The sequence below is a fragment of the Desulfobacula sp. genome, from assembly GCF_014237455.1.
Lineage (GTDB): Bacteria > Desulfobacterota > Desulfobacteria > Desulfobacterales > Desulfobacteraceae > Desulfobacula.
The window spans coordinates 1-16,127 of record NZ_JABZFL010000072.1 but is presented as its reverse complement, the minus strand read 5'-3'; the positions used below and the strand labels follow the sequence as shown (position 1 = coordinate 16,127).

Genomic DNA, 16,127 nt, shown 5'->3' with positions numbered 1-16,127 from the left:
CCATGACAGCGTTTTTAAAAAAATGGAAAAAATATTTTACCTTTGCTGCGCTTTTAAGCTGTTTTGTGAATATTCTTCAGTTGACCTTTCCTTTTTATATGTTCACCATATACCGCAATATTATTATCTCCTACAGTGAAGCTTCCCTTGCAAACATCACTGCGGCAGCATTGTTTGCCGTCACTGCCCTCGGATTTTTCAGCTACCTTCGATCCAGGCTGCTGTCACTGGCAGGGAAAAAATTAAGCCTTGATTTGAGACGCAAAGTTTATTCCTCCACGGTCAAAGCATGTGTACTGGACAGCAAAAGAGCATATCAGGGGGGCTTGAACGATCTTGAAACCATGCGCAATTATTTTTCTTCCCCGTCAGTTTATGCCCTGTTTGACGCGCCCTGGGCGCCATTTTATCTTGCTCTCATATACCTGTTTCATCCCGTGCTCGGCATTATTGCAACCCTGGGCGCCGTTGTCATGGTGGCCCTGAGCGTTTTGCAGGAGATCCTTGTCAGGAAGAGCCTGGAAGATGCCGGCAGCATAAACAGCCGGAACCAGCATTTTGTTGAGTCCTTTTTAAGGAATACCGAGGTGATCAACGGGATGGGCATGATCGGTGCCATCAGTGACAGGTTTGCCCGGGGAAATAACCAGGTGATGATGAATCAGACAAAATCAAGTTATTATGCCGGTACCATCCAGTCAATGATCAAGCCCATGCAGAATGTGATCCAGGTGCTGATTTATTGTTCAGGTGCCTATTATGCCATGAAAACAGGGTTTAATGTCGGGCTCATGGTTGCAGCCTCCATCATCATGGGCAGGGGGCTTGCACCATTAATGCAGCTCATGTCATCCTGGCGGCTTGCCACCCGGGCAAGGCAGTCATACCGGCGGCTGAAAGGATTTTCAGCCATGATTGAACAGCAGCAGCAGGACCAGACCATGCCCCTGCCCGAACCCGAAGGCCATATTAATGCAGCAGGAGCTGTTTTCAGGATTAAAGATCAGGTTCTGCTTAAAGGGGTTTCCTTTGAGCTGAAACCAGGGCAGTTTTTAGGTGTTATCGGGCCCAGCGGTGCAGGTAAAACAACACTCTGCCGCCTGCTTTTAGGTATCTGGCCTTCCATGGGCGGCAAAGTCTATCTGGACGGCAAAGATATTTTTTCATGGGACAAGGAAGAGATCGGACAATATATCGGGTACCTGCCCCAGGAGATAGAGCTGTTTCCCGGAACCGTGGCTCAAAATATTGCACGGCTTGGAACAGTGGATGTGGACGCTGTTGACCAGGTGATTCAGATCTGTGGAATCAAGGAGTTGGTGGACAGTTTTCCCCAGGGGGTGCAAACACAACTGGAAGGTGAAAAAGGACTCAGGCTTTCCGGGGGACAGAAACAGAAAATCGGTCTTGCCAGGGCTGTTTACAAGACCCCGAAACTTCTGGTTCTGGATGAACCCGCCTCCAACCTTGATGAGCAGGGGGAACAGCAGTTGCTGAGGACATTGCTGGACATGAAGGCAAACTCTGCATGCACCTGCATCATGGTGACCCACAAGCCGTCGCTGCTACAGTCCATGGATAAGATACTGGTGCTGCAGAACGGCAGTATTGCCATGTTCGGGCCAAAGGATGAGGTATTTGCAAAGTTCAAGGGGGTGGCATGATCTTTTTTCTGCGCTCCTGTTTTAAATATTTTCTGTTCGCAGGAGTGTTTTCCCTGTTTATCAACATATTGTATTTAACCTTTCCATTATATATGCTGGCGGTTTATGTCAGGGTTCTTGACAGTTACAGTTTTCCCACCCTTTATGCGGTAACCGCCATGGCGCTTTCGGCCCTGGCAGTTCTGGGATGTCTTGACTTTTTACGATCCAGGCTCCTTGTCAAGGCCGGGGTTAAGCTTGACAGGCTTTTAAGCCGGCGGGTGTTAAAGGAGATGCTCCAGGACCTGTGCCGTGCCGACAGCAGAAAATATACCCTGGGACTTAAAGATATCAACACACTGCGCAATTACCTTGGCGGCAATTCTATTTTTGCTTTTTTTGATGTGCCCTGGATATTTATTTATCTGTGGGTTATTTATCTTATCCATCCCATCCTTGGCATGACGGCCGCAGGTGGTGCGGCTGTGATCTTTATCATCGGGATCTTGCAAAATGCCCTGACAAAAAAAGATATTACAAAAGCAGATTCCCTGAACATCCAGGGGCAGCGCTGGATGTTGACAGGCTTTAGAACGGCCCGGGAACTTCAAACCATGGGCATGATTGATAATACAGCAGACAGGGTTTGTGAAATTAATGATGAGGAGATGATATTACAGGACAGGGCGGGAAATATCGGTCATATACTGGGATCTGTGAGCCAGAGTTTCGGGGTCCTGATGCAGGTCGCCATATTTGGTGCCGGGGCGGCCCTGGTGCTGGCCAATGAAGCTAATCCCGGGGTGATTATTGCAGCATCCATTATCATGGGAAGAGCCCTTGCACCGGTGAACCAGGGGATTGCCGCCTGGCGGCAGACATTCGGGGCAAAGATTGCATATGACAATTTAAAGAGACTTTTGAAAATATCTGAAGATCGAAACCCGGTGGAACTTGAGACCCTTAACGGGGAGTTGAAAGTTGAAGATGTCAGCCTTGATATCGGGGAGGCACAAATTTTAAAATCTATTGATTTTGAATTAAAGCCAGGCCAGATCATGGGGCTTGTGGGGCCCAACGGTGCCGGCAAGACCTCTTTGTGCCGGATGATCCTGGGCATGTGGGCCCCGACAAGAGGAGCGGTTAAACTGGATGGCCGTGATATGTTTCACCTGGACAATGATTCTCTGGGACAATTTTTAGGGTATCTGCCCCAGAATGTGGAATTATTCACCGGTACAGTGAGCGAAAACATTGCCAGGATGGGTGATGTTGATTCAAAAAAAATACTGGAGGCGGCAAAGAGAGCCGGCACCCATGAGACGATTTTAAGGTTTCCTCAAGGATATGATACCGATATCGGGGAGGCGGGCTTAAGTCTTTCAGGCGGGCAGCGTCAGCGGGTGGGCCTTGCAAGGGCTCTTTATGGAAACCCAAAGCTGGTGATTTTAGACGAGCCCAATTCCAATCTGGATGAGGCAGGAGAAAAGGCCCTTGCAGGGGCATTAAAAACGCTTAAGAAAATGGGAAGCACAACTATTATGATTACGCATAAACCAAGCCTTTTATCCACAGCGGATAAAATTTTAGTGCTTGAAAACGGGGAACAGACTCGTTTCGGGAGCAGGGATGAGGTCTTTGGACAAATGATGGGAGACGTGAATGCAAAACATAATTAAATCCTGGTTTAAATATTTTATTTTTGTAGGTTTTTTCGGGTTGTGTATCAACCTGATTTACCTTGCCATACCCGTTTACATGATGATCGTGTATGACAGGGTTTTGTTCAGCTTCAGCAGGGCCACCCTTTATACCTTGAGTGCAGGAGTGGTGATCAGCCTGATAATGATGGGGCTGATAGATTATTTCCGTATGCGGATACTGGGACAGGCAGGAAACAGCCTGGCTCAAAAAATGATGCCCTTTGTGGTCAAAAGTATGCAAAAGGATGCAGCAGGGATTAACCAGAAGGGGTATGGCCGGGGACTTTATGACCTCGAACTTTTAAGGAATGCAATTGTTCAAGGCCATATTTTTTATATCCTTGATCTGCCCTGGGTGCTGATTTACCTTGGCCTGCTTTATATCATGCATCCCCTTGTCGGGTTTGTGGCAATTGCCGGTGTCTTAATGGTAACACTTTTCCAGATGCTGCTTAAAAAGCTTGAAAAAAAACGATATACAGCTGTAGATGTTGCTTTCCAGGCCAATGCTGATTTTGTCGGGACGTGTCTGCAGCATGCCCGGCTTGTTTCCGGAATGGGAATGCTGCCGGCTGTCATGGGAAAATACAAGGAAAGATACAAAAAAATTCTTGCTTCAAGGTCTGGGGCAGATGCCTTTCATTCCGGAGCAGGAAGTGTGATCCGTCTGCTTCACGTAGCTGTCCTGGCAGCGGTGTTCGGGGCTGGGGCGTTTGTGTTTTTTACAGATGAGATTACGGTCGGGGTTATTTTTGCAAGTGTGATAATCATTGCAAGGCTTTTTTATCCCTTTGAACAAAGCCTTTCCAGCATGAAAGACTCCATCGATGCCATGGCTGCATATAAGCGCTTAAAACATTTTGTTAATACCCGGGAACAAAAAAACAGGCTGTCTCTGCCCGTGCCTGAAGGAAAGTTTGATACTGAAGCCGTTTCACTGGCTGTTAATGGTAAAACGATTTTACATAATATATCCTTTGCCCTGGAACCCGGACAAACATTGGGGATTTTCGGGCCCTCATCTGCCGGGAAAACATCCCTGTGCAGGGTGTTGCTCGGGATCTGGCCTGCAACGGCAGGGAAAGTCAGGCTGGACGGAGCAGAGCTTGCCCAGTGGCCCATGGATGAATTGGGGAAATATGTGGGGTATCTGCCCCAGGAGATAGAGCTGTTTCCCGGAACCGTGGCTCAAAATATTTCACGGCTTCAGGATGTGGATTCGGAAAAAGTGATCAGGGCAGCTAAAAAAGCCGGGGTTCACGAGATGATTTTAAAGCTTGCAAATGGATATGATACAAAAATTGATCAGACAGGGAAAAATCTTGCTGCAGGACAGCGTCAGCTGATTTCTCTGGCAAGGGCATTGTATGGAGACCCAAAGTTTGTGGTCCTGGATGAACCCCACACCCATCTGGATGATTTGGGTCTCAGGATGGTGTTTCATACCCTGAAAAATTTGAAGCACGAAAAAGTCACCACGATAGTGGTCACGGACCGGCCCCAGTTATTGGTGAATATGGATAAAGTTTTAGTGATTAAAGAAGGCCAGGTGGCCATGGTCGGTCCGGGCAAAGAGGTATTGGGCAAGCTTACCAACAAACAACAGCCCCAGCAGATAGCAGGAGTGTAGATATGGACGAACAAAAGAAAATATTGAATACAAATCCCACAAAGTATATTATGGCCGGTTTTTTTGTTATTGCTCTGTTTTTCGGGGGAATTGCAGCATGGTCGGTTTATTTTCCTTTTCAGGGAGCAGTTATTGCACCGGGTGTGGTTACAGTGTCAGGGGAAAGAAAGATGGTACAGCACCTTGAAGGCGGGATCATTCAAAAGATTTTTGTGAAGGAAGGTGACAAGGTCGTCCAAGGGGATGTTCTGATCGAGCTCAAAAGTTCCCAGGTCAGTTCCAATGTGGACCTTCTCCAGGGCAGGCTGCTGGCCAAACAGGCTGAAATGGCAAGACTCAGGGCTGAAGCGGCCATGAAATCAGATATTGTCTGGCCCCGGGAATTTAAAAAAATAAAGAACAACAGGGAAATTACTGAAATTATCTCCACAGAAAAAGATATTTTCATGTCCAGACGATCTGACATACAGGGGAAGGTTCAATTGTACAATTCCCAGATAAAGCAGCTGGGGAATCGAATTGACGGTGCCAAAGAAGAACTTAACAGCCAGAATGAAATTATCATCAACCTGGAAGAAGACTTAAAAAGCAAACGACCTCTTGTAGAAGAAAAATATATGGGTAAAACAAATATCCTTGAGCTTGAAAGAAGCCTGGCAGAGTATAAGGGACGTAAAGGAAAACTCAAACAGGATATTGCCCAGTTCCACCAGATGATCCAGGAACTTTTTCTCCGCATCGTTGACATAGAGAACCAGTACAAGGAACAGGCGGTTTCAAGTCTGGGAGAGGTGACTGATGTTATATTTGAAATAAAGGAACAGGTCAAACCACAGCTGGATGCCCAGGAGCGACTGGAGGTGCGGGCGCCGGTCAGCGGCGTGGTCATCAATATGCAGGTCCATTCTGAAGACAGCGGTGTGATCCAGTCCGGGATGCCTTTGCTTGAAATCGTACCCGAAGATTTGAAAATGATTATCAAGGCCGAGGTTCGCCCCCAGGATATTATCAGTGTAAAAAAAGGACAGAGTACCAAGGTGCAGCTGTCTGCGTTCCAGCGAAAATCCACACCCCCCGTAAAAGGCAGCGTCACCTATGTGTCCCCTGATTTAATGAACCGGCAGACGTCCCATGGGGATTTATCCTATTATGAAGCCCATGTGGAAGTGGATAAAAATGACTTAAAAGCCAAAAATGCCTATTTGTCACCCGGTATGCCGGTAGCCTGCTATATCACCACGGACAAGCGGACCGTCATCAGCTATCTTTTAGGACCGCTGTTAAGAAATGTTGATATGGCGCTGCGCGAGTAGGCAGCGAGTAGGGGTCAGGTATTTACTTTTTATGCCGGTTTTTTCGGAGCCAGGAAATTTGAAAAATTTGCCAATGAATTGATATGCTCGTGGACCAGCCCCATGGTGCCTTTTCTCACCATATCTGCAAGGCTTTTATCGTCAAGGGCTATCAGTTTTTTCATGTCTACGCCTTTAAATCCTTTTATATTTTTTTCTTCCTGGTTAATGGTATATTTGAAGGTCTTGTCGACAATAAGCTCTTTTTCTTCAAGGATTTTGAACAGGGCTTTGGTTGTCTCAAGTTCTTTATGATATACCTGCAGGGAATTGAGAATATTTTTTTGAACAAATTCTGCAGGCTTTCCGTCAGCCGTAAACAGGGGTTCTCCCATACCTGGTTTGAAGTGCTCAGCCTCCGGGTCAAGGCAAAAGGCAAGTTTGTCTTCCTGTCCCTTAACTTTAGCTAAAGTGAATGGATATAATCTGAAATACGCCGGAATATATGGTGTTTTCCAGTTGCCGGCCTTATTTATACAGGCATTTTTATCATTTTCCAGGGAGAGGACAGCCCTGGGAACACCGGGCGCTTCTTTATGAAATATAATGGGGTAAAATCGGGAGGCCTGGCGCAGCTCTGAAAAAGAGAGTTTTGCAGCAGAAGTATGTCTGGCAAAGTTAAATCCGGGTATTTTTGCAAGCCTGAGGTCCTGGTGCTTTGAATGTTCCAACGGTTCGATCTTATTAAACATTATGTATAAGTCCTTATTTAAATTGCAATTATCAATTTGGCATGCGAGGATGTCTACCATATATTTTCCACAATTGCAATTTGTTTCTCTGCAAGCCCGGATGGTAAGACTGTGGGCTATAACCCAGATCAACATTGACATTACCGGTTAATTTTATTAAACATATTTGACTGATTTGGGTCCGGGAGAAAGGGTTGTATCGAACACACAAAGAGGAGGTGGATTTCCAAGAGATAAAAATGCAATACAGCGACAAAGGGAAAAACGATGGTGGGAGCAGGGCAACCAGATAAGAATCCAGAAAGTAAAGAAAGGGAAAAAGCTGTTTCAATCCCGGGAACAGTGATTCTTTACAATCCAGAACTTTTTGTTATTGATAATATTATGTCCTATATTGATTGCCTCGATGTGTTGTATGTGGTTGATAACAGTGATAGACCGGATCTTTCTTTTATATCTGCAATAAAAAAAATTTCTAAGGTCTGTTATATATCTCTCGGTGGCAATCACGGTATTGCAGAAGCATTGAACACTTCGGTGTCATTAGCTTTAGATCATGGATATGACTGGTTGCTGACCATGGATCAAGATAGCCGGTTTGAGGAGAATATTATTCCAAAATTGTTTCACTGTCTGAATTATTATGATAAAGATATGGTTGGTATGATCTGCGCGAGATATACCCGAAAAAACAGATATGTTGAAGTGTACGGGAAACAATACAATGAGATCCTGGTCTCAATAACCTCGGGCAGTCTGATAAACCTTACAGTATTTCGGAAACACGGACCGTTTATGGAAAAGCTGTTCATTGACCATGTGGACCATGAGTATTGCCTGAGACTTAGAAGACATGGGTATAAAATTATTCAGGTTAAGAATGCTTTTATCCGGCATATGTTGGGAGACAGCAAGGGATACCTGGTTTGCCGCAGTTCGAACCATGTTCCGTTTCGCCGGTATTTCATGACTCGGAATCGATTCTATGTGGCCAATATGTATAAAAATGACCGGCCACGGTTTTTTTGGACAGAAATGCTTCGATTTACAGGGGAATTGGTAAAGATATTATTGTTTGAAAAAGAAAAATATAAGAAGCTTAGAAATATTGCCATGGGGTATCTGGACTATAAAAGAAACAGGTTTAACCGGGATTTAAAGGATTTATAAGAGTGGCAGATAAATCATGATTTCAGTATGCCTTGCATCTTATAATGGGGAAAGCTTCATTGCAGAGCAGTTAAATTCCATACTTGAACAATTGTCTGATAAAGATGAATTAATCATTTCAGACGATGGATCAACTGACAGAACCATTTCCATTATCAAACAGTTTAATGACAAACGAATTCGGTTGTTTTGCCATCCGGAAAAAAAGGGGGTCAATAAAAATTTTGAGACTGCACTGAAGCAGGCCAGAGGACACGTCATTTTTCTGGCAGACCAGGATGATATCTGGGAAAAGGAAAAAATCAGAATAATGGAGAGGTATTTGACTGACTATGATCTGGTGGTCAGTGATTGCTCCATCATTGATCTGAATGGAAAGATAACGTTTGACTCTTTTTATGCATTGAGGCGGTCTGGTCGCGGAATATTTAAAAACATCCGGCAGAATACGTATATGGGGTGCTGCATGGCGTTTCAAAGAAAAATTCTGGACAAAGCAATCCCCTTGCCGGCAAACGTACCCCTGCATGACTGGTGGATTGGCCTTGTGGCGGAAGTGTTCGGCATCACCTGTTTTTGTCCTGAAAAGCTGGTCCGCTACCGGCGGCATGGAAAAAACAAAACGCCTTTTGCTGGGCAGAGCCAATTTAATTTTATAGATCAGGTGCGGTTTCGGAAAAATTTAGTTTGCGCTCTTTTCAGGGTGTGGGTCGGCGGCATCTATGAACGTAATACTGATAAAAAGAAAGGTAGCACAATATTGTGAGACTATTAAATGCCTTTAAGGAATTTTATTTTTTTTTAATAGATATATGGCAGAATCGTTTCGTTATTGTCCAGTTGACAAAACGGGATTTTCAGAACAGATATCTGGGGTCATATCTGGGGCTTCCCTGGGCTTTTATAAAACCGCTTGCCGTAGTAGTTGTCATGTGGTTTGCATTTACTTATGGACTCAAAATTGGCAGGGTAGATGACACCATTCCCTTTGCTATGTGGCTGATGATTGGTATTATTCCATGGTTTTATGTGTCGGAGAATGTGATGGGAACAGTCCAGAGCCTTTTGGAATATTCTTTTCTGATTAAGAATTTCAGTTTCAGACCCGGTATTATCCCGTTGGTTAAAATATTAACCAATTCCCTGATTCATCTGTTTTTTATTATGGTTTTGGGCGGGATCTGTCTTGCCTATGGATACAACCCGTCAGTTTACTGGTTTCAGGTGTTTTATTACATGGCCTGCGGCATTATATTAACCCTTGGCATGTCCTGGTGCTTTTCCGCTTTACACCTGTTTGTGAGGGATATCAGCCATCTTCTCGAAGTGGCTGTTCAGCTTTTTTTCTGGGGGACTCCGATTATCTGGTCTTATAAAATGCTGCCGGAAAAAATTTATTTTTTCATGAAACTGAATCCTGTATTCTACCTGGTGGAAGGGTATCGCAATAGTTTTATTTATGAGATTTGGTTTTTTGAGGACTTACAATTAACCCTTTATTACTGGTGTGTTACCTTGGTTGTTTTTGTTTCAGGGGTATTTGTATTCAAGAAGTTAAAGCCGCATTTTGCAGATGTGCTTTAGAATGGAATAATGATGACTGAGAATGCCGTTCATATAGATAATCTTTCTAAAATTTATAAATTATATGCGTCTCCTTCTGATCGGGTAAAGGAAGCTTTTCATATTTTCAGAAAGAAATATCACCATGATTTTTATGCTTTGAAAAACATATCTTTTGATATTGAAAAAGGAAAAACTATCGGTATTATTGGACAGAACGGGGCAGGGAAGTCTACGCTGTTGAAGATCCTGACCGGTGTATTGACACCTTCGTCCGGGCAGTATTCAGTGAAAGGCAAGGTATCATCCCTTCTGGAGCTGGGGGCAGGATTTAATCCGGACCTGACAGGCCTTGAGAATGTCTATTTCAATGGTGCCATTTTTGGATTTTCAAAACAGGAAATGGATGAAAAAATCGATAAAATCCTTGCCTTTGCCGATATTGGAGATTTTGTCAACCAGAAGGTGCGAGTTTATTCCAGTGGTATGTTTGTACGGCTTGCATTTTCAGTTGCTGTTCAGGTAGACCCGGATATTCTGATTGTAGATGAGGCCCTGAGTGTGGGGGATATAAGATTTCAGCAGAAATGTTTTCGTAGAATGAGGGCATTCAGGGAAAGCGGCAAAACCGTTTTGTTTGTGACCCATGATCAGGGTACTGTGATCAATTTCTGTGATTATGTATACTGGATAAAGGATGGGGAAGTATTTGATCACGGAATACCTTCCAAGGTTGTAAAAAAGTATATTTCCTATATGTCCTATGGCATGGAAACGGTTGATACCTTAGAAGAGTCCGAGACCGAAGTGACATCCCAAACCGGGCATGCCCATATTGTTACAGGCAAATCAGGACCGGCCCGATCAGACGATGTTGACTGGGAGGACATCAAAGATTGTTCATCCTTTGGGGAAGGGGGTATTAAAATAACCGGTATCGCCCTGTACCATAGGGATGGTCATGAAAAGGTGAATGTGCTCAAAGGGGGAGAGCCGGTTGCTTTTTTTATGAAATTGCAGGTTCGGCAAACCATTGAAGATTTGGGGATCGGTATCAGCGTAAATGATCATTTGGGAAATACGATTTTTGCCATCCCTTCTTTTGCTCATGATTTTAATTTTCCAAAGGTGATACAGGACACCATTCTTTGCTGCAGAATTATGTTTGATTTTCCTGAGATTAAAAATGGGAAATATAGTGTTTCTGCTGCTGTGGCGGAAGGGAATCAGATTAACCATGTCCAGCATCACTGGCTCCATGATGTTTATTTTGTGGAAATAGCCAATACGGATTTAAAATATTCCCTTGGATCAATTGTAGTAAAAAACTGTGAATTTAAAATCAGTCTTGATTCTGAACAAGGCTGATGCGGTATTGCTTTTCGACAGGTTATGACTACCAGTAATTTAAGGATATAGTGATGGAGTTTACGGGAGAACGATTTGTCTCAACACTAAATGAGCCTGAGATGAGCTATGAGCACTGGCACAGGTATCTTTATGCCGGTTATTTTGTAGAGGATAAAGTGGTGCTGGACATTGCATCCGGAGAAGGCTACGGCACTTTTCTTCTCTCATCTGCTAAGGCCAGGAAAATTTTTGGTGTTGATATTGATCCTGAAGCAGTGAGAAATGCCAGGGAAGCATATGAAAATACGAATCTTGAATTTATTAATGGCAGTATTGCCTCTATTCCTCTGGCATCCGGTTCCATTGATGTGTTGATATCCTTTGAAACCATTGAGCATGTGGACCAGACGCATCAGAATATGTTTCTGGATGAAATTGAACGGGTTTTGAAGCCTGACGGCATTCTGATCATCTCCACACCCAATAAGCTGACATATTCGGATATTCCTGACTATAAAAATGAATTTCATATTAAAGAGTTTTATGTGGATGAATTTCTTGATTTTTTGAGCCCCAAGTTTAAACATATTGAACTTTTAGGGCAGAAAATTTTTACATCTTCATATATCTGGTCACCAGGAAATACCAGCCGGGGATTTGTTGAGTATAATATTAAGCCGACAGAGGATGGTTTTGTCGTTTCCAAAGACCGGGAAAAAGAAATACTTTATGCCATCACCGTCTGTAGCAATGCCGAACCCCTTGACGTGTGTTCATCAGTTCTGGTGGATAAAGAAGATCTGATGATGAAATATAAAAACGATATGATTGAACTCAAAATTCAAGAACTGGCTTTCAAGGACGAGCATATTGCCAAACAAAAGCAGTACCTGCTGGACAGTCAGTTCCATATCAATAAGTTGGAAGAAAGGCTGCAGAGAAGATCTGTAAAATTTCAACTCCAGAGGCTTAATTTCATTTTCAAGTATATCATAAGCGGGTGTCTTGCCGTGGCCCGGCAGACGGTTAAAAATCCAAAGAGCCTGTTAATCAGCCTGAAGAAGTTAAAACAAACCGGTATCCGCGGATTAATGGAAAAGATAAAATTTGCCCATTCCGGTGAAATGTTTCTTCGGCTCAATACGGTGTATACCTGTCCTGTATTGGAAACCCATCCGCTGATATCCGTAGTCATGCCCGTGTATAATGTGGATGTAAAATGGCTGTCCCTGGCAGTTGAATCGGTTATAAATCAAGCCTATGAAAATTTTGAACTTATTATTGTGGATGATGGGTCTACAAGGGAAGAAACCCGTGCATATTTAAAACAGATTCATCATGATAAGATCGTTGTTCAGTTAAACAAGGGGAATAAGGGTATTTCCGGAGCATCTAATGACGGGGTTTTCCTGGCCACAGGTGATTATATTGCCTTGCTCGACAATGATGATGAATTGCGGGAAAATGCATTGTATGAAGTGGCCAGGGCCATTAACTCTCATAGCCCGGATGTGATCTATTCGGATGAGGCCAGGGTGGATACCAATGGAAACAAGAAACACCCTTTTTTAAAGCCCGACTGGTCGCCGGACCTGCTCCATTCCCAGATGTATATCTGCCACCTGCTGGTGTTCAGAAAATCATTGTTTGAAAAAACAGGTGGGTTTAATCCCAGATTTGATGGCAGCCAGGATTATGATCTGATGCTGCGGTTTTCAGAACACACGTCAAATATATATCATATACCAAAAATTCTCTATTTCTGGCGTGAAATAGAATCTTCTACAGCCATGAATCCTGATTCAAAACCTGCATCCCATTTTGCAGGTCTGGATGCTCTGGATCGGCATCTAAAAAGAGTTTATGGGAATAAAGCCCATGCCGGGGAAACAGATTACCGGCTGGTATATGATGCCCGATATGGATTATCCGAAGATGTGACCGCGTCCATTATCATTCCCACCAAAGATCATTGTGACCTCTTGGCTGACTGTGTTGACAGCATCCTTGAAAAAACGTCCCATAAGAATTATGAAATTATCATCATGGATAATAATTCCAAAGAGGAAAAAACCCACCAATGGTTTAAAAACATTACATCCCGACATCCCAATATACAGGTGATTGATGCATCCTATCCCTTTAACTGGTCCAGAATGAATAACCATGGTGCTCGACATGCTAAAGGGAATGTCCTGGTTTTTTTAAATAATGACACCACGGTCATCAATCCTGAATGGCTGACACGGATCTGTGAAAACGCATTACGGTTTGATGTGGGTGTTGTGGGAGGGTTGCTGCTGTATGAAGACGGCAATATCCAGCATGCAGGAGTTGTCGTGGGCATGGGGGGATGGGCTGACCATGTGTTTAAGGATATTAAACTCAGACACTTTATCCATCCTTTTGTTTCTCCCAAAGTCTCCAGAAATGTCTCTTCTGTAACCGGGGCTTGTCTCGGGATTTCAAGAAAGGTGTTTGATGAGGTTGACGGGTTTGATGAAGATTTTATTATTTGTGGCAGTGATGTGGAGATTGCTTTGAAAACACTAAAAAAAGGCTATGTGAATGTCTATAATCCATATGTGAATTTATACCATCTTGAATCCAAATCCAGAACAGCGTACATACCGGACAAAGATTTTGAAATGTCAAAAAAGGCTTATGCTGATTTTAAAAAAAATGGAGATCCATATTATAACGTGAACCTGTCTTTAGAAAGCTTGAACCCGGCATTAAAAAATATAAGTATGTAAAAATTATGTTAATCAAACTCAGTCATAAACTTGTCAACTATATCCGGAGAAATTCCTTTTTAAAGGAAAAAGTAAAAAATATTGCTCAGCCGCTTATCACCTCGGCAATGAACGCCGGTATTCCCGAGATTACTCCCCTCAACGTGCGGCAGACAACTGATTCAAGACCGAGAATCAATATTCTTGTGCCGTCCATCAACCAGGAACATATTTTCGGGGGTATTTCCACGGCATTGTTATTTTTTGATCGGTTTGCCGGATTCACCCGTATCCGAAAACGGATTATCACCACAGATACCATGCCGGATGCAGAAGCCGCGGTTTTATTTAACGAATATAAAATCATGTCCTGCACGGAAGACAGCCGATATGACAATGAAATCGTGGGTTTTGGCGATCGGCATGGAAAAACCATTCCGGTTGGGGAAAATGATTGTTTCATTGCAACGGCATGGTGGACCGCTTTTCACGCCCAGAAAATCATACGATGGCAGCAGGCAACCTATGCAAAGCCCGTTAAAAAGATGATCTATTTTATCCAGGATTTTGAACCGGGATTCTACCCCTGGTCCAGCAGGTATGCCCTGTCTGACAGCACCTATCATTTTGAATATCCCCAGGTGGCTGTGTTCAATTCATCTATGCTCCACACTTTTTTTAAAGACAATCACTATGAATTTGACATTGAGTTTGTATTTGAACCGGTATTGAATGAGAAATTGAAAAAAGGGTTGGATGACACCCGGTCGTTTAATAAGAAAAAGCAGATTTTGATCTATGGCCGGCCCAGTGTGGATCGAAATGCCTTTTCTTCGATTGTGGAAGCCTTTAAGGTCTGGGTATGGCAGCAGCCGGATGTTCATGACTGGCAGTTAATCTCCGTGGGAGAACAGCACCCGGATATTGAACTGGGCAATAAAATGATCCTCAGCTCAATAGGAAAACTACCGCTGGAAGGATATGTTGATGTGTTAAGGGAATCGGCTGTGGGTATTTCCTTGATGGTATCCCCCCATCCCAGTTATCCTCCTATGGAGATGGCCATGTTCGGCATAGGGGTTATTTCTAACACCTATGCGAATAAACAATTATCTGACTGGCATGAAAATATTCATTCAATTGATTTGTCCGTGGACAACCTGGTGAAGGCTATGGAAGATATTTGCGGCAGGTTTGCAAAAGATTCGGGTTGTTTTTCAGGCTCAGGCAAGCGGCTGCTTAAAAAGGAATACATGGAGCCGGACGGCCAGTTCGATTTTATAGAACAACTGGTCCATTTGTGGTAGGGGGGCAGGCGTTTACTTGAATTTATTTGAAAATGCAAGGGTGTTCTATGGATGTGTCCATTATCATTATCAATTACAATACATGGCAATTGACAAAAAACTGTATTGAATCCATTTATCTCCATACTGAACAACATCTGTTTGAAGTGATTGTTATTGATAACGCTTCAACTGACGGGTCCTATGAGACCTTGTCAACTCTTGAATTTGATAATTATTCTTATATATACAATAAAAAAAATATTGGGTTTTCCAGGGCAAATAATAAAGCGTCATTAAATGCGACCGGTAGATTTTTGTTTTTTATGAATTCGGATATGGTCTTTGTCAATGATGTTATATTTCATTTGGTTGAAACACTGCAGAATAACTCAGCCACCGGTATTGCCGGACCAAACTTTCAAAATCCCGACGGCTCCCTTCAGATTTCATGTAGAAATTTCCCCAATATTTTATTTGGTCTGTCAAAATTTATTCCTTTTTTAAAATATTTTTTATCTGGACAAGTCCTGGCATATTACCAGAAGGAGAGGGACTATTCTATTGAGCAGAACGTGGATACGGTTTCAGCCGGAGCATTCATGATTTCCAGAAAGTTATTTGAAGATATGGGCCGGTTTGATGAGTTCAGCTTCATGTATGCGGAAGATGCAGATATCTGCAGGCGGGTGAGGGACATTGGCTTAAAAGTTACTTACAATCCTGCCGCTGTTCTGATTCATTTCGGAGGGCAAAGCAGCAGACTCAACAGTTATAAAGCCATATGGTCCTATTATTTTGCATTTTATTATTTATATAAAAAATATTATTTCGGCAGGTTTGCCATGCTTCTTAAACCCGCATTTTTTTTGAGAGCATCAATTGCAGTCATTGGCAATTATTTTAAAAAAGACAAGAGAATTACCTGGAATAATAAATAACAGCCTTATACTCGTGGAATCTATATGAAAATTTTCCTGTCCGGTGCAAACGGTTTTATCGG

General features: G+C 43.1%; 12 protein-coding genes. 11 read left to right on the top strand and 1 reads right to left on the bottom strand.

All coding sequences use genetic code 11. The features are described 5' to 3' along the window. The first annotated feature begins 2 nt into the window (after nucleotides 1-2). Genes HGJ91_RS10410 through HGJ91_RS10395 form a run of 4 tightly spaced genes read left to right on the top strand, consistent with a single transcriptional unit; the run spans nucleotide 3 to nucleotide 6,289 of the window. Nucleotides 3-1,664 carry a type I secretion system permease/ATPase gene (locus tag HGJ91_RS10410; RefSeq protein WP_291347685.1) on the top strand — a complete coding sequence of 554 codons (1,662 nt, stop codon included), beginning with the start codon at nucleotides 3-5 and terminating at the stop codon, nucleotides 1,662-1,664. Further along, nucleotides 1,661-3,322, top strand: coding sequence for a type I secretion system permease/ATPase (locus tag HGJ91_RS10405; RefSeq protein ID WP_291347684.1), 1,662 nt, complete (start codon nucleotides 1,661-1,663; stop codon nucleotides 3,320-3,322). The genes HGJ91_RS10410 and HGJ91_RS10405 overlap by 4 nt, the downstream gene beginning before the upstream one ends. After that, nucleotides 3,306-4,976, top strand: coding sequence for a type I secretion system permease/ATPase (locus HGJ91_RS10400; protein WP_291347683.1), 1,671 nt, complete (start codon nucleotides 3,306-3,308; stop codon nucleotides 4,974-4,976). Before HGJ91_RS10405 ends, HGJ91_RS10400 begins: the two co-directional genes overlap by 17 nt. Before the next feature lie 2 nt (nucleotides 4,977-4,978). Beyond that, a complete protein-coding gene (locus HGJ91_RS10395) occupies nucleotides 4,979-6,289 on the top strand; it encodes an HlyD family type I secretion periplasmic adaptor subunit (protein ID WP_291347682.1) in 1,311 nt (436 codons plus the stop codon). A gap of 29 nt (nucleotides 6,290-6,318) precedes the next feature. On the opposite strand, the gene HGJ91_RS10390 is transcribed toward HGJ91_RS10395, so the two are convergent. Next, nucleotides 6,319-7,020: a SapC family protein gene (locus HGJ91_RS10390; protein ID WP_291347681.1), complete on the bottom strand. Its 702-nt coding sequence runs from the start codon at nucleotides 7,018-7,020 to the stop codon at nucleotides 6,319-6,321. 267 nt (nucleotides 7,021-7,287) lie between these two features. On the opposite strand from HGJ91_RS10390, the gene HGJ91_RS10385 reads away from it, so the two are divergent. From HGJ91_RS10385 to HGJ91_RS10355, 7 genes are read left to right on the top strand one after another with little or no spacing between them, the layout of a single operon-like run. Next, nucleotides 7,288-8,190: a glycosyltransferase family 2 protein gene (locus HGJ91_RS10385; protein WP_291347680.1), complete on the top strand. Its 903-nt coding sequence runs from the start codon at nucleotides 7,288-7,290 to the stop codon at nucleotides 8,188-8,190. A gap of 16 nt (nucleotides 8,191-8,206) precedes the next feature. Further along, nucleotides 8,207-8,956 carry a glycosyltransferase family 2 protein gene (locus HGJ91_RS10380; RefSeq protein ID WP_291347679.1) on the top strand — a complete coding sequence of 250 codons (750 nt, stop codon included), beginning with the start codon at nucleotides 8,207-8,209 and terminating at the stop codon, nucleotides 8,954-8,956. Continuing rightward, entirely contained in the window at nucleotides 8,953-9,774 is an 822-nt protein-coding gene (locus HGJ91_RS10375) for an ABC transporter permease (RefSeq protein ID WP_291347678.1), read from the top strand. The genes HGJ91_RS10380 and HGJ91_RS10375 overlap by 4 nt, the downstream gene beginning before the upstream one ends. A gap of 9 nt (nucleotides 9,775-9,783) precedes the next feature. Then, nucleotides 9,784-11,121, top strand: a complete 1,338-nt coding sequence (locus HGJ91_RS10370; protein WP_291347677.1) for an ABC transporter ATP-binding protein — start codon at nucleotides 9,784-9,786, stop codon at nucleotides 11,119-11,121. A 53-nt stretch (nucleotides 11,122-11,174) separates the two neighbouring features. Continuing rightward, entirely contained in the window at nucleotides 11,175-13,859 is a 2,685-nt protein-coding gene (locus tag HGJ91_RS10365; RefSeq protein WP_291347676.1) for a glycosyltransferase, read from the top strand. A 5-nt stretch (nucleotides 13,860-13,864) separates the two neighbouring features. Continuing rightward, nucleotides 13,865-15,145, top strand: a complete 1,281-nt coding sequence (locus HGJ91_RS10360; protein WP_291347675.1) for a hypothetical protein — start codon at nucleotides 13,865-13,867, stop codon at nucleotides 15,143-15,145. Nucleotides 15,146-15,192: 47 nt separating this feature from the next. Beyond that, nucleotides 15,193-16,065 (top strand): glycosyltransferase family 2 protein, encoded by an 873-nt coding sequence (locus HGJ91_RS10355; protein ID WP_291347674.1) that lies wholly within the window; start codon nucleotides 15,193-15,195, stop codon nucleotides 16,063-16,065. Nucleotides 16,066-16,127 lie beyond the last annotated feature (62 nt).